The following is a 17,896-nucleotide window of genomic DNA, read 5'->3' as shown; positions in this document are numbered from 1 at the left end:
AGGCCCAGCAAGCACCGAGGAGTACCCGTGCCGCCCCGCACCTACCGCATCGGCCAGATCGTGCCGAGCTCGAACGTGACCATGGAGACCGAGGTCCCCGCCATCCTGCGCGCCCGCCAGGAGGTCCTGCCCGACGAGAGGTTCACCTTCCACTCCAGCCGGATGCGCATGACCCATGTGACCCCGGAACAGCTCAAGGCCATGGACGCCGACTCCGACCGCTGCGCGGTGGAGCTGTCCGACGCCCGTGTCGACGTGCTCGGCTACGCCTGCCTGGTCGCGATCATGAGCATGGGCCTCGGCTACCACCGCACCTCGGAGCAGCGCCTGCACACCCGTACGGTCGAGAACGGCGCCCCCGCACCCGTCGTCACCAGCGCGGGCGCCCTCGTCCACGGACTGCACACCATGGGCGCCCGCAAGATCGCCCTGCTCGCCCCGTACATGCGCCCGCTCACGCGGACCGTCGTGGACTACCTCACGCACGAGGGCATCGAGGTCCTCGACTACGAGGCCCTCGAAATCCCGGACAACCTCGACGTGGCCGCCCACGACCCGGCCAGGCTGCCCGGGCTCGCCCGCGCGCTGGAGTACGCGGACGCCGACGCGGTCGTGCTCTCCGCCTGCGTGCAGATGCCCTCCCTGGGCGCGATCGAGGAGGCCGAACAGCTGCTGGGCAAGCCGGTGGTGTCGGCGGCCGTCTGCACCGCCCACCAGATGATGCGCGCCCTCGACCTGCCGGCCGTGGCCCCGGGCGCGGGCCATCTGCTCTCCGGCGCGTACGCGCGGACGCCGCTTCCGCAGTAGGGGCAGGGGCCGCGGGGGAGCGGCTGGATATGATCGCGACCGCGCACAACGGAAGGCGATCATGTCGGACAGCCCCCTCAGGCCCAGCTCGTTGATCAACACGGTCTACGGAGCGTTCCTGCGCCGCCTCGGCGGCTGGATCTCCATCGCGGACCTGATCACGCTGATGGGCGAGTTGGACGTCGACGGCCCGGCGGTGCGGTCGGCGATCTCGCGGCTCAAGAAGCGCGGCGTACTGGAACCGGAGCGCCGGGGTGCCACCGGGTACCGGCTCAGTCCGGCGGTGCACCCCGTCTTCGACGAGGGCGACCGCCGCATCTTCGCCAGCCTCGAACCCGCCGACCTGGCCGACGGCTGGGCCATGGCGGTGTTCTCCGTACCGGAGTCCGAGCGCTCCCACCGCTACCAGCTGCGCACCCGGCTGACCTGGCTCGGCTTCGGCAACATCGCGCCGGGTGTGTGGCTGGCCCCCGGGCGGCTGCTCGACGACGCCCGGGCGATGCTCGTACGGCTGGGGCTCAGCGAGTACGTGCACCTGTTCGCCGCCGACTACGCCGCCTTCAGCGACCTGGCGCAGACGGTGAGCGACTGGTGGGACTTCCCGGCGATCCAGACCCAGTACGCGGCCTTCACCGACACGTACGCCCCCGTCGCCGCGCGCCTCGCGGCCGAGGGGGAGCCCGACCCGGCCGAGGCCTTCCGCCACTACGTGCCGCTGCTCACGCAGTGGCGCCGCCTCCCGTACCTCGACCCGGGCCTGCCGACCGAACTCCTGCCGGCCGACTGGAACGCGGTGGCGGCCCGCCAGCTCTTCCAGCAGCTCCACGCGGTCCTGCTGGACCCGAGCCTGCGCCACGTCCGCGCGATCACGGGCCTGGAGGAAGGGGCCTCCTAGGGGCCTCCCAGGGCCCCCTAGGGGGCGCCCGTGCCGGCCCGGGCCAGGGCTACGACGCCCACGCAGATCAGCGCCACGCCCAGCAGCTGGGGCAGCACCCACCAGCCCGACCGCAGGTGCTCCTCGTACAGGACCACGCCCAGCGCGACGCTGACGCTCGCGTCGCCCAGGGTCAGCGCGGGCTGCGAGGCGACCAGCGGCCCGCCCTGCATGGCGTGTTCGAGCAGCAGCAGGGCGCAGATGCCGGTCGCCCCGAAGGCGTACGTCTGCCACGCGGTCAGGAACCCGACGATGCCGTGCTCGGTCAGCACGTACACGGAGTGCTTCATCAGGGCGGCCGTGATCGCGTAGCAGACGGCGGTGGCCGCACCGAGGCAGCCGGCCCGGGCGCGCCCCGGCGGGCGGCGCAGCCCGGCCACCGTCAGGCCCGCGACGACGGCCGCGCACACCACGAGGGCCGGGATCCACCGGTCGACCGGCACCTGCGTCCGGTTCCCGGCGGGGGAGGCCGCGGCCAGCGCCACCCCCAGCCCGGCCACCACCCCCGCCACGGCCAGCCACAGGGCCCCCGGCAGCCGCCGCCGCGCCACCAGTGAGGCGATCAGCAGCGCGAGCGGCAGCTCCAGTACGAACAGTGGCTGTACGAGCACCAGCGCACCGGTGGCCAGCGCCGCGGCCTGCCCCACCCCGGCCGCGATCACGGCCAGGATCCCGACGACCCACACGGGCCGCCGCAGCAGGTCGAGGACCAGCCCGAACCGGAATCCCTTGCTCTGCGGCACGGTGAGCGCGGCCCGCCGCTGGAGCACGGTGGCGAGCGCATTGCTGAGCGCCGCGAACAGTGCGAAGCAGACCGGCAGTACGACGCCCATCCGCCGATCCTCACGGCGCCCGCGGCGGCCCCGGCCCGCCGACACGCCACGCGGTGCGGATTCCCCCTGTCCGGTCCCCCGCCCCGGCGGGATCAGCGCGGGGCGGCGGCCCGGTCCAGGGCGAGGGCCGCCAGGGCCTCCGGGGCGCCGGCCTGGCCCCGGATGCCGGGGAAGGCGTTGACGTCCACGATGAGCGGGGCGGCGTCGCCGGTGTCGATGAGGTCCACCCCGTAGACGTCGAGCGAGAACACCTCGCCGGTGCGGCGGACCAGGTCCGCCCAGCCGGGCGGCAGTTCGGCCAGGGGGAGCGGCCGGGTCGGACCCCGGCCCTCCGGTGCGAGCTCGGAGCGGCGCAGGGCGGCGAAGACCCGGTCCCCGATCGCCCACAGCTTGTGGTCCCAGCCGCTGTTGGGCGCGAACTCCTGCACCACGACAGGCTCCTGCGGCCAGGCGTCGGCGAGCTCGCGCAGCCGGGTCCCGTCGTCGACCCGGGCGACCAGGTCGTGCCGGCGGCTGTGCCGGCTCTTGACCACCAGGGGCGTGCCGCCGAGCGGCGCGCCGGCCGCCCAGGCCGCGAGGGAGCCGTAGGTACGGGTGCCCGCGAACGGCAGACCTGCGCGCAGGGCCGACTCCGCCATCCGCGTGCGGTCCTGGCAGAGCGCGGTGGCCGCGGTCGAGTTCAGCACCGGGGCCCCGCGCCGCTCCAGCTCCCGCGCGAGGTCCAGCGCCCGGGGCGTCCGCGCCTTCAGCAGGTATACGTCGGCCAGGTCCGCGGGGGCTGCGTCGGCCGCACCCGGATCCAGCGACTCCACCCGGTGCCCGGCGGCTTCGAGCAGCGCCGTCGCGGCGGCCAGCAGCGGATGGCCGGGCTCCGGCGTGACCAGGCAGATCCTCACAGGGCGGCCTCGCCGGCCCGGGCGGAGGCCTGCGCCGCGGACGCCTGCGCCGGGATCGACAGGGGCAGTCCGCGAGCCGGCGCGGGGCAGGCCGCCGCCGACGCGGCTGCGGCCGGGCTGCCCGTCCGCGCCAGCCCCAGCACGGCCCGTCCCACCCGGGCCGCCGCGTCCGGGACCTGACGGAAGCTCGGGAAGTCGTTCACGTCCACCACCACCGGCCCGTCCGGACCCAGCAGCACGTCCACCCCGTACAGGTCGAGCCCGTAGACAGCCCCCACCTGCGCGGCGATCGCGGCCACCTCGGCCGACAGCGGTACGCGCCGCTCCCGCACCGCCGGATCCGGGTGCAGGGGCGAGCACCGCTCGGTGGCGAAGAGCTCCCCGCCGACCGCGTACACCTTGATGTCGGTGCCCGAGTTGGCCACGTAGGGCTGGGCGATGAGCATGTGCTCGCCCGCCAGCTCCGGGAGCAGCGCTTCGAGCTCCCCGGGCGCGGACACCAGGTGCACGGCCCGCCCGGAGCTGCCGTCCGCGGGCTTGACGACGAGCGGGTACTCCGCGACCGGTATCTCCCGCAGCAGTTCCGGCCGCGCCACGGCGTACGTCGGCGGCATCGGGAGCCCCCCGGTCCGGCCGATGGCGGCGGCCAGCGCCTTGTCCCGTACGCCCCGGATCGAGCGGGCGTCGTTGACGGTGGTCATGCCGGCCGAGGCGGCGGCTTCGAGCAGGGTCAGCCCGGGGCCGCCGGAGACGGTCTTGAGCACCCAGGCGTCGTGCGCGCCCGAGGCCACGACCTCGCCCATGCGCAGCAGCGAGCCGCCCGGCCGCACCACGTCCACCTGGTGTCCCCATGCGGTCAGCTGCCGGATCACCTCGTTCGGCATGCCGTCGTGGCGGTAGTGCTCCTCCACCAGGAAGCAGAGCCTCATCGACCTTCCCCATATTCCCCGGACGTCCGCCGATCCCGTCCGGCGAGTTGTGACGTCACAGGATGTCATGGAGCGCAATGTGATGATCAGTCCGGTTGGAGAAGGCTTCGCCAAGGCTCCGCCGGCCGGTCACTCGCCGTGCGTGAACACCACCAGCGCCGCGTCCCGCACCTCCGACTCCGCGTGCCGCCTCAGCCTCCGCAGCACCTCCCGCCACTGCGGCGGCCAGCCGCAGCGCCGGCCCATGGCCGCGGTGAGCGCGACGGCGAACAACCCCGGAACCGGAGCCCCGTCCTGCGCGAGCCCGCGTACGGCCTCCAGCACCACGGCGGGGTCCCGGACCCGGTCGCCGTGCCAGTTCCCGTCGCGCAGCGAGTTCGCCGTCGCCGCGGCCAGCCCGGGCCGTCCCGCATGGGCCTCGACGAGGGAGTCCAGGGCCGCCCGCAGCTCCGGCAGGTCCGCCCGCAGGTCCACCGAACGCCGCTGCAGCGCCACGCGGGCCGTGGCCAGGGCCGGTTCACCGGCGAGCTGCCGCACCAGGGCAGCGCGCAGCTCGTGGTGCTCCTCCGAGATGCTCTGGCACAGGGACCGCACCCGCTGGAGCGCCGGCAGGTCCCGCTCGGCCCCGGCCTCCGGGTCGTCACCGGAGCGTACGGTGGCCAACAGCTCCTCCACGGCGCGGTGGAACTGGCTCCCGGGCTCACCGCCGCCGACGGGGTGCGGCAGCCGCGAACCGGCGATCTTCTCCAGTGCCGTCGCCGCGCTCTTCCACCAGGGCGAAGCCTCCAGATCGCAGACGGCCCGCCATACGGGGTCCGCCGCCTCGGGCGCATAGGCGACCCAGTCGGGCAGCGCCGCGACCGCATGAGCGGCCACGGACCGGTGAGGAGAGGCGGCCAGGAGCGCCACCAGCCGGGCGTAGCGCGGCCGGTGCTGTCGCGGCACCCAGAGCGCCGGGGTGCGCGCGATCACCGCCCCGGCTTCCCGGGTCCCACTCGCCGCGGCCGTCTCCAGCACGGGCCAGGTCTCCCCGGTTCCCAGCAGCCCGATCGCGAGGCTCACGGCGGCGGTCACCACGTCGGGGTGGCTCTCGGCGTCGCCGGCGATGTGCGCCAGCAGCGCCGCGGCCCGGCGGGGCGGCAGGAACCGCGCGGTCAGCCGGACCGCCTCCTTGCGGCTGGTCACCTTGACCCCCGAGGGGGCGCCCAACAGCCCGTCCAGCAGCTCCGCGAGGCGCGTCGGCGCGGTGGCGGCCGCGGCCCGCCCCGCGGCGTACACCGCGACGCGGGCATGATCGTCGCCCGCGTGCGCGAGCAGTTCGGGCAGCACCGCCGCCGGCTCCACCGTACGGGCGGACGCGGCGAGCGCGGTCTCCGCGAGCACCGTGTCCGCCGAGCGCGCGTGCCGCCGTACGAGCTCCAGCCCGTGGTCGGGAATCCGCGCCGCGCCGCGGAGGACCTCCGACCGCTCGTACACCGCCCTGGACTCGTCGCCGACGGCGACCTCGGCCAGCCAGGCCGCCTCCTCCTGCTGGCGGGGCACCCACCGGTCCGCGCAGTCGAACCGGGGGAGCGGCCGCACCGCTCCCTCGCGCAGGAACCGGCCGTACGGGGGGGGCGCGGCGAGCGCGCGGTCCAGCAGATCCGTACGGTGCGCCGACAGCACGTCCAGCACGGGCGCCAGCGCGACCGCCGACGGCTCCTGCTCCAGCAGCACGGCCACCCGTTCGCCCCGCGTCGTCGGATCCGCCAGCCAGACCCGGGCGAACCGCGGGAACCAGGCGGCGGAGCACCGCTGCCGGGCCTCGTCGAGCATCCGCTGGAGCTCCGGCATGCGGTGGCCGCGCTCTCCCCAGAGGCCCGCGAGCGTGAGCAGCGGTTCGTACTCGCCCTTGGCCGCGCGGACGTCGAGCCAGGGGCTCAGGACGTCGAGGATCCGCTGCGCCCGGCCGGGCGGCAGCACGCTCCCGTACGGAGGGTGCACGAGGCGGCCGGTGCGGGCGGTGAGCTCGTGGAGGGTGCGCAGCGCCCAGTCGAGCAGGGCGGGCGAGGCGGCCGGGTCCTCCAGCGCCGCGAACACCAGGCGTTCCAGGGCCCAGTGCGTGTCGCCGGAGCAGTCGCGGGCCTCGACGGCGTCGGTGGCGATCCGGTCCAGGCAGGCGACCGGGGCCTCGGCGGCGAGCAGCGGCACCGGCACCCGGGCCAGCGCCGTCAGCGCGGCCGCGCGCACGGGGTCGCGGTCGTTGCGCAGCCGCTTCACCATCAGCCCGAGCACCTCGCCCAGCGCTTCGGCGTCGCGCGCGTGGACCGCGTTCTCGACCAGCCGCGGCCAGGCCGCCCGGCGGGTGTCGGCTTCGGAGCGCCCCGTCGCGGCGAGGAGTTCCGCCCGGGCCTCGGCGACCGGAAGGTGTGAGACCGCTTCGAGGAGCCGCTCGATCGGCAACGCGTCGCGGCGGGCGCGGTCCGCGCGGCGCCGCGCTGCTGCCTGGCGGCGCTCGTGCGGGAGCACGGCCAGGACCTCGTCGGGGATCATCCCGTCCGGAGCGGGGGTGTGCGCGGTGGCCGCGTCGTGGAACGCCGCGCGACGGCCCGGGGGCAGCGCCTTCAGCAGCGCTGCCAGGTACGCGGGACGCCCCGCCCAGCGGCGGCCGAGGGCGGGCAGGGACGGCGGGTCGGCGCGGACGAGCCGGCGCAGGGGGGAGGGCGGCAGGAGGTACTCCTGGTACCCGTCCGCGCGTTCGGGGGCGGTCAGCCAGCGTACGACCCGCTCCGCGTCCACGGCGATCAGATCACCGACCCGGTCCTCCAGGGGCCGGGGCAGCCGGGCGGGCCCGTACCGCTCCAGCAGCCCGAGCACGCGGTCTGGTGCGGCGGGCAGGGCCGCGGCGATTCCCGGCGCCCGGCGGTGCCACCAGCCGGCGCGCAGGTTCTCCGGCAGCTCCGCCAGTTCGGCCGCCGCCTGGTCCAGCACCGGGCCGGGATGGCAGCGCCCCAGCCGGACCCAGTGCGTGACGGCATGGGCCAGCTCCGGCAGGAGGGCCGAGACGAACTCCGGCCCGCAGGCCGGGAGCAGGGAGGCGGCCTCGGCGTCGCCCCACTCGGCCCGCAGGACGGGCGCCAGCCGCTGCGCGAGCGCCCGGCGCGAACCCCGGAACACGGCCAGCGACAGTTCCCGGCGGATCCGGGCGGAGGCGTCCTCGTACGCCGCCTCGATCGCCTCGTCCGGCACGGGCAGGGTACGCACGGCCCGGTGGGCGAAGGAGCGCACCACCGGGTCGGGGTCGGCCATCCGCTGCGCCAGGTACCCGGCCTGCCGCCCCGCGAGGGCCGCCAGCGCGGCCAGCCGCCGCTCGTAGCGTCCCCGGCCGGCCAAACCGTCCAGTACGCCGCTCAGTTCGCCAGTGCGGGCGAGGTCGCGGGCGGTGGTGGCGAGCAGCCGCAGCCGGTCGGCGTGCGGGAGCGGATCGAGTTCGGCGAGCAGGTGTTCGACAGGCTGTGGCATGAGGCCAGTGTGCGGACCGGGGCCGACGGGGAGAAATCGATTTCCCCGTGGCCGCGGACGGCCGCGCACGCCGAGGGGCCCGGGCGGCCGTCATCACGGCTGCCCGGGCCCCTCGCCGCGACGCGGCCCGCCGGTCACACCGGCATGGGCACCGACACGAACCGCTTGCCCGACTCGTTCTCGACCACGACCTCCTTGACGTCGGCCGGGTCCACCGCCGCCGAGCCGTCCAGCGACGCGCCCTTGCCCTCGCCCATCTGGCCGCCGACGACCCAACTGCCGGCGGAGGTGCGCTTGCCGTCCTTCCCGACCACGATCAGCATGCAGCGCTCGCCCGGCGGGATCCCCGCCACGGCCGCGTGCACGCGGACCCACTTGGCCGCGGGCGTGACCTGAACGGTCATCCGCGCATTGGTGCGCGCGTCGGTCGCCGAGGCCACCTTCGTACCCGCCGGCGGCGGTGAGGGCTGCGCCGAGACCGACGGCGTGGGCGGCAGCGGCTGGGCGACCGGCGTGCCGTCCGCCGAGCCCAACTGCGCCCCGGCCCAGAACACGGCGGCCAGCGAAGCCGCGGCGGCCAGTCCCGCGATGCCCCACCGTCGGCGCCGCTCGCCCGACGCCTCGCCCCGCACCTGCCGCAGCGTGCGCTGGAGCAGCAGGTCACCGCCCTGTGGCGGTCCGTCGAGGAAGGCCTCCGCAGGCACCTCGCCCAACGCCGCTTCCATCTCGCGCAACGCGGTCACCTCCTCTCGGCATTGCACGCAGCCGCTCATGTGCTCCTCGACCCGGCGGACCTCCTCCTCGTCCAGGACGCCGAGAATGTACGGGCCGAGCAGTTCCTCCTCCTCGTGCCGCTGCCGGTTCATGCCACCACCTCCCGCAGTCCAGCACCCTGTCGGGGCGGCCTGCCCATTCGATTGCCCGCCCGGCCCTCCGCGGCCCCGCCCTGGCGGAACACCTCGCGCAGTGCCTTGAGCGCGTAGTGCGCGCGTGATTTGACCGTGCCCGCCGGGATGCCGAGGCTGTCGGCCGCCTCGGCCACGCTCAGCTGGCGGTAGTACAGCTCCTTGAGCACGTCCCGGTGTTCCGGGGACAACTGGTCGAGGGCCCCCAGCACGGTCATCGTGTCCACGATGGAGTCCGCGTGGTCCAGCTCCACCGGGGGAGCGGCCGCCTCCCCGGAAACCTCCGCGGGGCGGGCCGCCTTGGCCCGGTAGCGGTCGGTGATGATGTTGCGGGCCACCGTCAGCAGCCAGCCGCGCACCGAACCCTTCCCGTTGACCAGCACCTCGGAATGGCGCCAGGCGCGGATGAGCGTCTCCTGGACGACGTCCTCGGCGGTTGCCCGGTCTCCGGTCAGCCGGGTGGCGTACGCGAGCAGGGCGTGGCCGTGCTCCTCGTAAACCGACCTGATCAGTGCCTCATCGGTCGAGCCCCGCCGTGTACGGGGCCACAGTGGTCCGGCCATCTCACCCTCTCCGTCTTCCTCGCCCATCTGGTGCGGTCAGAACACGCGCCCCGGCGGGGCCCGGTTCATGTGACCCCCGTCACTTCGGACGGGTGGCGCTCAGGTGCGGCAGACGCGCCCCTCGTTGAGGCAGCCGACGACGGCGGCCATCTGCGCGTCCGTCATCGCGTCCACGAACATGGCGTGGTCCGTCATGGGGCTGTGGCGCTGCTCGGGGAAGGAGTCGACGGCGACCGCCACCCCAGGCGGCACCTCGTACGCGAGGGAGATGCGCAGCTGGGGCACGGCGAACGTGCCCTGCGGGCAGACGCCGTTGGCCGCGGGGAAGCGGAGGTGCGCGCGGTGCCCCGGGCTCTCGGTGTCCAGCCCGTTCCAGCAACTGGGGAAGACGAGCGTACGGGTGAGGCGTTCGCCGGCGGGGCAGCGCGGGTAGCGGGTGGTGAACCGGTCCGGGGAGCCGGAACAGCCCCAGCGGGCGCGTACGTCCGCGTCGCTCGCCGCGGTGTACGCCACCGCGTCGCCGGTCATCGCGCGCAGGAAGCGCGGCATCGGCACGACCTTGCCCACCGGGTTGCCGCGGAACTCCACGGTGACCGCCGCCTCGGGCAGGATCTCGCCCGTGTTGCCGTGCCCGGCGGAGCTCTCCTGGGGGTGGCTGCTCGCCCGGTCCGGCCGGCGCAGGACCGGCCAGTAGTACGTGGACCGGTCGCCGCCGCGGCAACTGGTCGCGGCGGCGGCCAGGGAGGCGTCGGTCGACATCGCGTCCGTGGACAGGTTCCCCACGTACGCGTGGGTGTGGTGGGCGCCCGAGCGCAGCCCCGGGGACACCACGAGGTTGTCCTCGTTGTAGTGGCGCTCCTCGTTGCGCCCGCAGTCCACCGTCACGGTGCCCGTCGAGGCGTCGGGTCCGATCGCCGACGGATCGCGCGGGCCGGGCGGTATGTCCTGTATGTCCACGTAGTCGCGGGAGTTCATCCCGGAATGCGCGGTCCCGTCGGGGCTCGCCGCCCGGGTGGCGCCCAGCACGGCGGCCGTCAGCCCGATGCCGAGCACCAGGCAGACGAGCAGCGTGAGCAGTCGGCGTTCGTTCCCCATGCGGGTCACGGTTGCCGCTGCGCGCCGCAGCGTCAACCTGACGTCCCGTAAGTCGGCCAGGGCCCCGCCGCCGGGCGGCCCGCGAGCTTGCCGAGCCGTCGGGGGACCGAGCACAGTGACCGGCATGACACCCGCTGAGCTCCTGCACGCGTTCGCCCGCACCCGCGCCTCGCTCGACGGCGGCGAGGTGGCCTTCTGGTGGTCCGGGGACATCTACTCCTGGGCCCCGGAGCAGCCCTACCGGCGCCTCTTCGGCTTCGAGGGCCTCAACGTCTCCCGGCTCGTCCCGGACGGGGAGAGCGACGGCTTCCAACTGCTCACCAGGGAGGCCGCCTTCTACCTGGATCCGCAGACCCGGGAGATCCTGGAGACCTGGGAGGACAAGCCGGTCATCCACGTCTGGAACGATCCGGCCAACCTGAGGCTGCGTCCCTTCCCCGTCCCCCTGACCGAGCTCGGGGACCAGGTCTGCTTCAGCCTGGAGATCCCGCTCGCCTATCCGTCGCCGCTGCCGGTCGCCGACTACCCGCTCAACTCCGCCGACGACACGTACCGGGCCCTGGAGCTCTTCCAGTTCTTCGCCCCGGGCACGGTGCTGACCACCGACGAGCCGAGCGTCCCCTGCACCATGTCCTGGACGCGGATGTCCCCGTGGCTCCCGTGGATGGAGCAGGGCGCGCGCCCGGGCGGCCTGACCTTCCACTGCCGGGGCCGCAAGCTGGGCTCGTACGCCGAGGTCCCGGAGCGCACCCGCGCGTACATCGAGGCGCACCACCCGGAGTACGCCCACGCCCCGGAGAAGTGGACCGAACCCAACGAGACGAGCTGGACCTACTTCCGCACCCACCACGGCTCCCCGCCGAGGTAGCGGACCCGGGCGGCAGCCGCTCCGAAGGGCCTGTGACCTCGGACGGTTACGTCCCGGGATGCGGCACGTGATGGATGTGCCGATGATGGTTACGACCCGTAGAGGGCCCGTACGCGAGCGTCGACCGCATGGGCAGGCAGCAGGCCATCGCCCTCCCGCTCGCGGCCGGGCGGCTCCGACCCCACAGCGTGTTCCCGCCGGCCGCAGGGCTCTTTGACGTCCTTCGTCCCGAGGGGCCGGCGGCTGCGGCGCGTTCGTCAGGCGGAGGAGGAGTCGTGGCACCTCTGGCACGGATTCAGCTGGACGGCGGGGGCAGTCTCCTGATCGAGGCCCCGGCCGGGCTGGAGGGGCCGGTGAAGGCCGGCCGCATCGGCGAGGCGATCCACGAGCTCCCCGAGACCCTGCAAGAGGCTCTGGTGCCGGTCACGGAGGCGGCGCGCGTCACGCTCGAACAGCTGCGCAAGGCCCGGCCCGACCAGATCGCCGTCGGGTTCGGCGTCGACCTGTCGGTCGAGGCGGGAGCCGTGATCACCAAGACCGGCGCCCAGTGCCACCTCAACGTGACCATGACGCGGACGCGGAAGGATCCCGACCCTCCGGATCCGCACGAGGGCGCGGGCTGATCCCGATGGGCAGCGCGGCGCCCGGGCCGGAGCGGGAAGGTACGTCGCGGCTGCCGCCCGCCGTGGCCCAGATCCTCGGATCCGACGGACAGGTGGCCGGGGCCGGCTTCCTGGTGGCGGGGGACATCCTCGCCACCGGCAGTGACGACAGCACCGTGCTGCTCTGGGACGTGGAGACGCGCAAGGTACGCGCCACGCTGACCGGTCACACCGACGCGGTGCACGGAGTGGCGTTCAGTCGGGACGGGCAGAGGCTCGCCACCGGCAGTGCCGATACGAAGGTGCGGTTGTGGGACGTGGCCACCGGCAAGACCCTGGTCACGTATGCCAACCCTGCCGGAGAGACGGCGGCGGTGGCGTTCAGCCCCGACGGGCGGACCCTCGCCGCCGGCAGCACCGATGACTCGGTGCGGTTGTGGAGTGCCTCCCTCCCCTCGCCCGCGTCTGCCGTCCAAGAGATCTGTCGCGCCGTCGGCCGTGACCTCACCGCGAAGGAACGGGCGGCGTACCTCCAGGGCGGACCGGGAGGTCGCGTGTGCCCGTCCCGCTGATGCCATGATGCGCATGACCTTGCACGGACCCCCTTCCGCACGGCCGCTCTCCTCACCCGGGACGGCCGTGCGCCGCCGAAGCTCCCGGCCGCGGCCGGGAGCTTTCGGCTGTCCGGGTTCGGGTGGTTCGTCCTGCCTCGCGTGAGGCCCGTCGGATACGGGGGACCTGGGGGCCGGGGCCCCGGGGGCGGGGGGTAGGGTCCGGGGGAGGTGTAAGGGGGGCGGCGGGGGTGCGGACAAGGGTTTTCCCTGTATCGGGTTCATCCTCGCGTTGCCTACTGTCTGCCCACCGGCGATCTCTCCCGCTCCGAACGGACCCCGCGCCAACCCCACATGGTGTGAAGCCGTCCGGGCGGGCGGATCGCCCGCACCGCCGTTGCCCCAGCCCCGCCGAAGCGGCCGGGACAACGCGGCGAGCAGCGGTGGCCGGGACGGGATTGACCGACCCGTCCCCGGCCCCGTAGCCGCCGGTTCACCTCCCACACTGCTCCAACCGCCCGCTCCGGCCTGCCCGGAAAGGGCCCGCGAAAGGGAACACCGTGCACGCAACGAGACGCAGGCTCATATCCGTGGTGGCGATGTCCGTCACCCTGCTCGCCGGCTCCGCCACCGCTTCGGTGGCCCTCGCCGGCTCGGAGCCCGCGCCGGCCCCGGCCGCCGCCTCCACCCTGCCGGCCGCGGGGGCGCCGGCCGCTCCCGACGCCGCGCCCGTGCAGAACCTGATCGTCGGCTACAAGTCCTCCGCCACCGAGGCCAGCTCCAACAAGGCCGCCGCGGACGACGCGACCGCCAAGGGCAAGAAGGCCGGCAAGAAGGCGAAGTTCGACCGCCGTCTCGGCACCGGTGCCGCCCTCGTCAACCTGGGCGGCTCCGTCGCCCCGGCCGCCGCGGCCGACGTGATGGCCCAGTTCCGTGCCGACCCGGACGTCGCCTACGTCGAGGCGGACTCCCGCGCCTACGCGATGGCCACCCCGAACGACACCGAGTACGCCAAGCAGTGGGACCTCTTCGAGCCCACCGGCGGCATGAACGTTCCTGCCGCCTGGGACAAGACCACCGGCTCCGGCGTCACCGTCGCCGTGATCGACACCGGCTACGTGGCCCACTCGGACGTCGCCTCGAACATCGTCGCCGGCTACGACTTCATCTCCGACGCCACCGGCGCCCGTGACGGCAACGGCCGCGACAACAACCCGGCCGACGCGGGCGACTGGAGCGCGGCCGGCGAGTGCGGCACCGGCTCCCCGGCCAGCGGCTCCTCCTGGCACGGCACCCACGTCGCGGGCACCATCGCCGCCGCCACCAACAACGCCAAGGGCGTCGCTGGCATCGCGTACAACGCGAAGATCCAGCCCGTCCGCGTGCTCGGCAAGTGCGGCGGCACCACCTCCGACATCGTCGACGCCATCACCTGGGCCTCCGGCGGCACCGTCGCGGGCATCCCGGCGAACGCCACCCCCGCCAAGGTCATCAACATGAGCCTCGGCGGCTCCGGCGCCTGCACCTCCAGCTACCAGAACGCCATCAACGCGGCCGTCGCCCGCGGCACCACGGTCGTGGTCGCCGCCGGCAACAGCAACGCGGACGCGGCCGGCTTCTCGCCCGCCAGCTGCAACAACGTGGTCTCCGTGGCCGCCACCAACCGCACCGGTGACCGCTCCTTCTACTCCAACTTCGGCAGCCGCGTCGACGTCTCCGCGCCGGGCGGTGAGACCCGCCGCGCCACCGACACGCCCGGCACCGTCACCACCCCGGAGAACGGCATCCTCTCCACGCTGAACAACGGCGCCACCACCCCGGGCTCCGAGATCTACAAGCCCTACCAGGGCACCAGCATGGCCGCCCCGCACATCGCGGGCCTCGCCGCGCTCGTCGTCGCCGCCAAGCCCTCGCTGACCCCGGCGCAGGTCGAGTCGGCCATCAAGGCCAACGCCCGCCCGCTGCCCGGCACCTGCACCGGCGGCTGCGGCACCGGCATCGCCGACGCGGCCGCGACCATCACCGCCGTCACCTCGGCGCCCGCCCCGGGCTTCGAGAACGGCACGAACGTGAACATCCTCGACAACACGACCGTCGAGAGCCCGATCACCGTCAGCGGAGTCGCGGGCAACGCCCCGGCCGCGCTCAAGGTGAACGTGAACATCGTGCACACGTACATCGGTGACCTGAAGGTCGACCTGGTCGCCCCGGACGGCTCCGTCTACACCCTGCACAACCGCGCGGGTGGCGGCACCGCCAACATCAACCAGCAGTACTCCGTGAACGCCTCCTCCGAGGTCGCCAACGGCACCTGGAAGCTCCGCGTCAACGACAACGCGGGCGGCGACACCGGCTTCATCGACTCCTGGAGCCTCGGCTTCTGAGGACCTGACAGCCGCGGCCGTCAGGCGCACCGGACAGGTGCACCGGCCGGGCGCGCCAGTACGGACCAATCAGCCCGCGGGCCTGCCGATACACCTCGTATCGGCAGGTCCGCAGCCGTTTCCCGGCAGCTGACTGAATTCTGCGTCACAATCCGGGTCCACCCGGCATCCGACCTCGTATTGTCGCGTCTCACAGGAGATGCACAGAAGTGGGGACGAGAGGCTGGTGGCTGTGCGTGGTGGCGGCGACGGGGAACGCTGACACGACCGTCGGACACGGTGAACTGATCAAGGAGGTCGAACGTGCGCTGACCGCGCACGGGCGGGCCCTCCTCACCGGACCCGCCGGCGCGGGGAAGACCGAGGTGGCCGGCGCCGTCGCGGCCGCCGCCGCGACCCGCCACGAGACCGTGCTGCGCCTCGCCCCCGAGGCCGCCGACCAGTGGATACCGGAGGCCTCCGCCGCCGCACTCCTCGCCTCCGTACCCTGTTTCGCGCTGGAACGGCTCTCCGGACCCCAGCGCACCGCCATCGCCCTGCTGCGCCGGGAGACCGACGCGCCCCGCGCCGGCCGCGACCACGTCGCGCTGCGCCTCGCCGTCGTCGAGGTCCTGCGCACACTCGCCGCCCGCACCCCCGTCCTGCTCGTCCTCGACAACGCCCAGTGGCTGGACGCGGAAAGCACCGACCTGCTCCGGTTCGCCCTGCGGCTGACCCCGCCCCGTGTACGGGTCCTCGTGGCCGAATGCGTCCAGGGCGGCGCCCCCGTCGGCGGCCCCCTCTGCGGCCCCGGCACCCCCGCGATACGCGTTCCCGCGCTCGGCGCCGACGAGATCGCCGAACTCCTCGCCCGCCACGGCCTCCCCGCCCGCCTCGCCGGCCGCATCCACCAGGCCAGCGGCGGAAACCCGCGCCTCGCCCTCGCCCTCGGCCACTCCCTCGCCGAAGCCGCCGAGGCCCGCGACGCCAGCGCCCACCATGCCGACCCCCTGCCCCTGTCCGGCCAGGCCCGCGAGGTGGCCCGACGGCTCCTCGCCGAAGCCCCCGCCCCCGCGCGCCGCACCCTGCTGCTCGCCGCCCTCGCGGCCCACCCGACCACCGCCCTGCTGCGCCGGGCCGGCCGCCCCGACGCCGAGGCCGAACTCGCCGAAGCCGAACGGGCCGCGCTGGTCACCGTGCGGGAGGACGGCTCCGTCACCTTCACCGCCGGGGCCCTGCCCATGGCCCTGGCCGCCGACGCCGGCTGGCCGGAACGCGCCGCCGGACACTCCGCGCTCGCCGCCGCCGTAGACGACCCCGTCCAGGCCGTACGCCACCGCGCCCTGGCCGTGGACACCCCCGACGAGTGGCTCGCCGCCGAGATCACCGAAGCTGCCGCGGCCTGCCGCAGACGCGGTCAGCGCGCCCTGGCCGCCGAGCTCGGCATGCTCGCGGCCGAACGTACGCCGACCAACCGCCCCGGGGACGAACTGGCCCGCCTCGTCGCCGCCGCCGAGGACGCCGGCTGGGCCGGCCGCGCCGACCTCGCCCGCCGCGCCACCCGCGCCGTACTGGCCCGCGACGCCTCGCCCGCCGACCGGGTACGAGCCCGGCTCGCCGTGATCGACGCCGCGGGACAGGCCCTCGCCGCCCTCGACGAGACCTTCGCGTACGCCATGGACGACGCCGCCGGGGATCCCGCCCTCCAGGCGGCCGTACAACTGCGCATCGCCACGAAGTACAACCTCAGCGACGGCGACCCCGTACGCTCCCGCGACGCCGCGGCCGAGGCAGGCGCGCTCGCCGCCCTCGGTGGCGACCAGGTCGCCGAGGCCATGGCCCTGACCGTACGGGCCCGGATGGGCCGCATCCTCGGGGACCCCGACGCCGAGGACATCCTGGCCGAGGCCCTGGCCCTGCCCGCCCCCGAGGTGCCGCTCGGCATGCGCAACGCGCCGCAGTACCTCGCCGTACGGCACGCCCTGTTCGACGACCGCCTCGACGACGCCCGCAGCCAGCTCCTCGTCCTGCTCCCCGTCGTCCGGCGCACCGGATCCGCGGAGGACGTCTTCGAGGTCCTGCGCAGCCTCACCGAGGTGGAACTGCGCCGCGGCCGGTGCACGTCCGCGTCCGCGCACGCCCGCCGCGCCCTCGAACTCACCATCGAGGCGGGCCTCTCGCCCGGCCCCGCCTGGTACGCCGCCGCGATGGCCGAGGCCATGGGCGGCAGCTTCGCCCGCGCCGCCGGCTACGCCCGGCGCGGCATCCAGGCCTCCGAGGAGGAACACGACCAGGTGTTCCTCTCGCGCAGCCTGTACGCACTCGGCCTGACCGAGCTGGCGACCGGGGAGGCCGCCAGAGCCGTGGCCACCCTGCGCCGGGTCGCCGAACTGGAGGAGGCCCAGCAGGTCGTCGACCCCTCGATCCTGCGCTGGCACGGAGAGCTGGCCGAGGCCCTGGTGGCGGCCGACGCGCCCGACGAGGCCGCCGAACTGCTCGGCTCCGTCCGTACGGTGGCCCTCGGCCTCGGCCGCACCGCTGTGGTGGCCGCGCTCGACCGGGCCCGCGGCCTGTGCCTGTCCGCGCACGGCGACGCCGACGCCGCCGTGGACCTGCTGGAGGCCACGGTGCAGCGGTTCGCCGCCCTCGAACTCCCGGTGGAGCGCGGCCGTACGCTGCTCGCCCTGGCCCGGGTGGAACGGCGCCGGCGCCGGCGCGCCCCCGCCCGCGCCGCGCTGCGGGCCGCCGCCGAGGTGTTCATCGCGGCCGGCGCGAAGCCCTGGGCCGAACTCGCCGCGGAGAACCGGGAGCCGGGCCCTGCCCCGGGCGGCGGCGCGGGCGTGGTCCTGGCGGCGCTGACCGAGGCCGAGACCCGCCTCGCCCTGCTCGTGGCGGAGGGCGCCAGCAACCAGGAGGCGGCCGCGAAGCTGTTCGTCAGCGTCAAGACGGTCGAGGCCCGGCTGACCCGGATCTACCAGAAGCTCGACGTACGCTCCCGGGCCCAGCTGGCCACCACCCTGCGCACCCGCTGACGGGCGCGCAGGGCGCG

Annotated in this window: 14 protein-coding genes; 7 read left to right on the top strand and 7 right to left on the bottom strand. The window is 74.8% G+C overall.

Annotated features, from left to right (window positions below; translation table 11 throughout):
- Positions 1-81: 81 nt before the first annotated feature.
- Together OG509_RS04955 and OG509_RS04950 are read left to right on the top strand one after the other, a co-directional pair.
- The gene (locus tag OG509_RS04955) at positions 82-807 is read left to right on the top strand and encodes an Asp/Glu racemase (RefSeq protein ID WP_406187469.1); all 726 of its coding nucleotides are present in this window, start codon (positions 82-84) and stop codon (positions 805-807) included.
- 61 nt (positions 808-868) lie between these two features.
- Positions 869-1,702, top strand: a complete 834-nt coding sequence (locus tag OG509_RS04950) for a PaaX family transcriptional regulator C-terminal domain-containing protein (RefSeq protein ID WP_406180426.1) — start codon at positions 869-871, stop codon at positions 1,700-1,702.
- 17 nt (positions 1,703-1,719) lie between these two features.
- On the opposite strand, the gene OG509_RS04945 is transcribed toward OG509_RS04950, so the two are convergent.
- The 7 genes from OG509_RS04945 to OG509_RS04915 all read right to left on the bottom strand — a co-directional run bounded on the left by OG509_RS04945 (position 1,720) and on the right by OG509_RS04915 (position 10,463).
- The gene (locus OG509_RS04945; protein ID WP_406180424.1) at positions 1,720-2,574 is read right to left on the bottom strand and encodes a DMT family transporter; all 855 of its coding nucleotides are present in this window, start codon (positions 2,572-2,574) and stop codon (positions 1,720-1,722) included.
- 92 nt (positions 2,575-2,666) lie between these two features.
- Positions 2,667-3,470: a RimK family alpha-L-glutamate ligase gene (locus OG509_RS04940; protein ID WP_406180422.1), complete on the bottom strand. Its 804-nt coding sequence runs from the start codon at positions 3,468-3,470 to the stop codon at positions 2,667-2,669.
- Entirely contained in the window at positions 3,467-4,399 is a 933-nt protein-coding gene (locus OG509_RS04935; RefSeq protein WP_406180420.1) for a RimK family alpha-L-glutamate ligase, read from the bottom strand. Before OG509_RS04935 ends, OG509_RS04940 begins: the two co-directional genes overlap by 4 nt.
- A gap of 129 nt (positions 4,400-4,528) precedes the next feature.
- Positions 4,529-7,900, bottom strand: coding sequence for a hypothetical protein (locus OG509_RS04930; RefSeq protein WP_406180419.1), 3,372 nt, complete (start codon positions 7,898-7,900; stop codon positions 4,529-4,531).
- 134 nt (positions 7,901-8,034) lie between these two features.
- Positions 8,035-8,766, bottom strand: a complete 732-nt coding sequence (locus tag OG509_RS04925; RefSeq protein WP_406180417.1) for a zf-HC2 domain-containing protein — start codon at positions 8,764-8,766, stop codon at positions 8,035-8,037.
- Positions 8,763-9,368, bottom strand: coding sequence for a sigma-70 family RNA polymerase sigma factor (locus OG509_RS04920; RefSeq protein WP_030158028.1), 606 nt, complete (start codon positions 9,366-9,368; stop codon positions 8,763-8,765). Before OG509_RS04920 ends, OG509_RS04925 begins: the two co-directional genes overlap by 4 nt.
- Positions 9,369-9,467: 99 nt before the next feature.
- Positions 9,468-10,463: a DUF1996 domain-containing protein gene (locus tag OG509_RS04915; protein WP_406180415.1), complete on the bottom strand. Its 996-nt coding sequence runs from the start codon at positions 10,461-10,463 to the stop codon at positions 9,468-9,470.
- A 124-nt stretch (positions 10,464-10,587) separates the two neighbouring features.
- On the opposite strand from OG509_RS04915, the gene OG509_RS04910 reads away from it, so the two are divergent.
- From OG509_RS04910 to OG509_RS04890, 5 genes are all read left to right on the top strand, one after another.
- On the top strand, positions 10,588-11,331 hold the full coding sequence (locus tag OG509_RS04910; protein ID WP_406180413.1) for a DUF1838 family protein: 744 nt from the start codon (positions 10,588-10,590) through the stop codon (positions 11,329-11,331).
- Positions 11,332-11,606: 275 nt separating this feature from the next.
- Positions 11,607-11,954 (top strand): CU044_2847 family protein, encoded by a 348-nt coding sequence (locus OG509_RS04905; RefSeq protein ID WP_406180411.1) that lies wholly within the window; start codon positions 11,607-11,609, stop codon positions 11,952-11,954.
- A 5-nt stretch (positions 11,955-11,959) separates the two neighbouring features.
- Positions 11,960-12,505, top strand: a complete 546-nt coding sequence (locus tag OG509_RS04900; RefSeq protein WP_406180409.1) for a WD40 repeat domain-containing protein — start codon at positions 11,960-11,962, stop codon at positions 12,503-12,505.
- A 578-nt stretch (positions 12,506-13,083) separates the two neighbouring features.
- Complete coding sequence (locus OG509_RS04895; protein WP_406187468.1) at positions 13,084-14,868, top strand: S8 family peptidase; 1,785 nt, start codon at positions 13,084-13,086, stop codon at positions 14,866-14,868.
- Between the two features lie 209 nt (positions 14,869-15,077).
- The gene (locus OG509_RS04890) at positions 15,078-17,879 is read left to right on the top strand and encodes an AAA family ATPase (protein ID WP_406180407.1); all 2,802 of its coding nucleotides are present in this window, start codon (positions 15,078-15,080) and stop codon (positions 17,877-17,879) included.
- Positions 17,880-17,896 lie beyond the last annotated feature (17 nt).

Origin of the sequence: Streptomyces sp. NBC_01006 (assembly GCF_045162725.1) — a bacterium.
In the GTDB taxonomy this organism is placed as follows: domain Bacteria; phylum Actinomycetota; class Actinomycetes; order Streptomycetales; family Streptomycetaceae; genus Streptomyces.
Note: the sequence above shows the minus strand (reverse complement) of the source record. Positions and strands in the feature narration are given on the sequence as shown.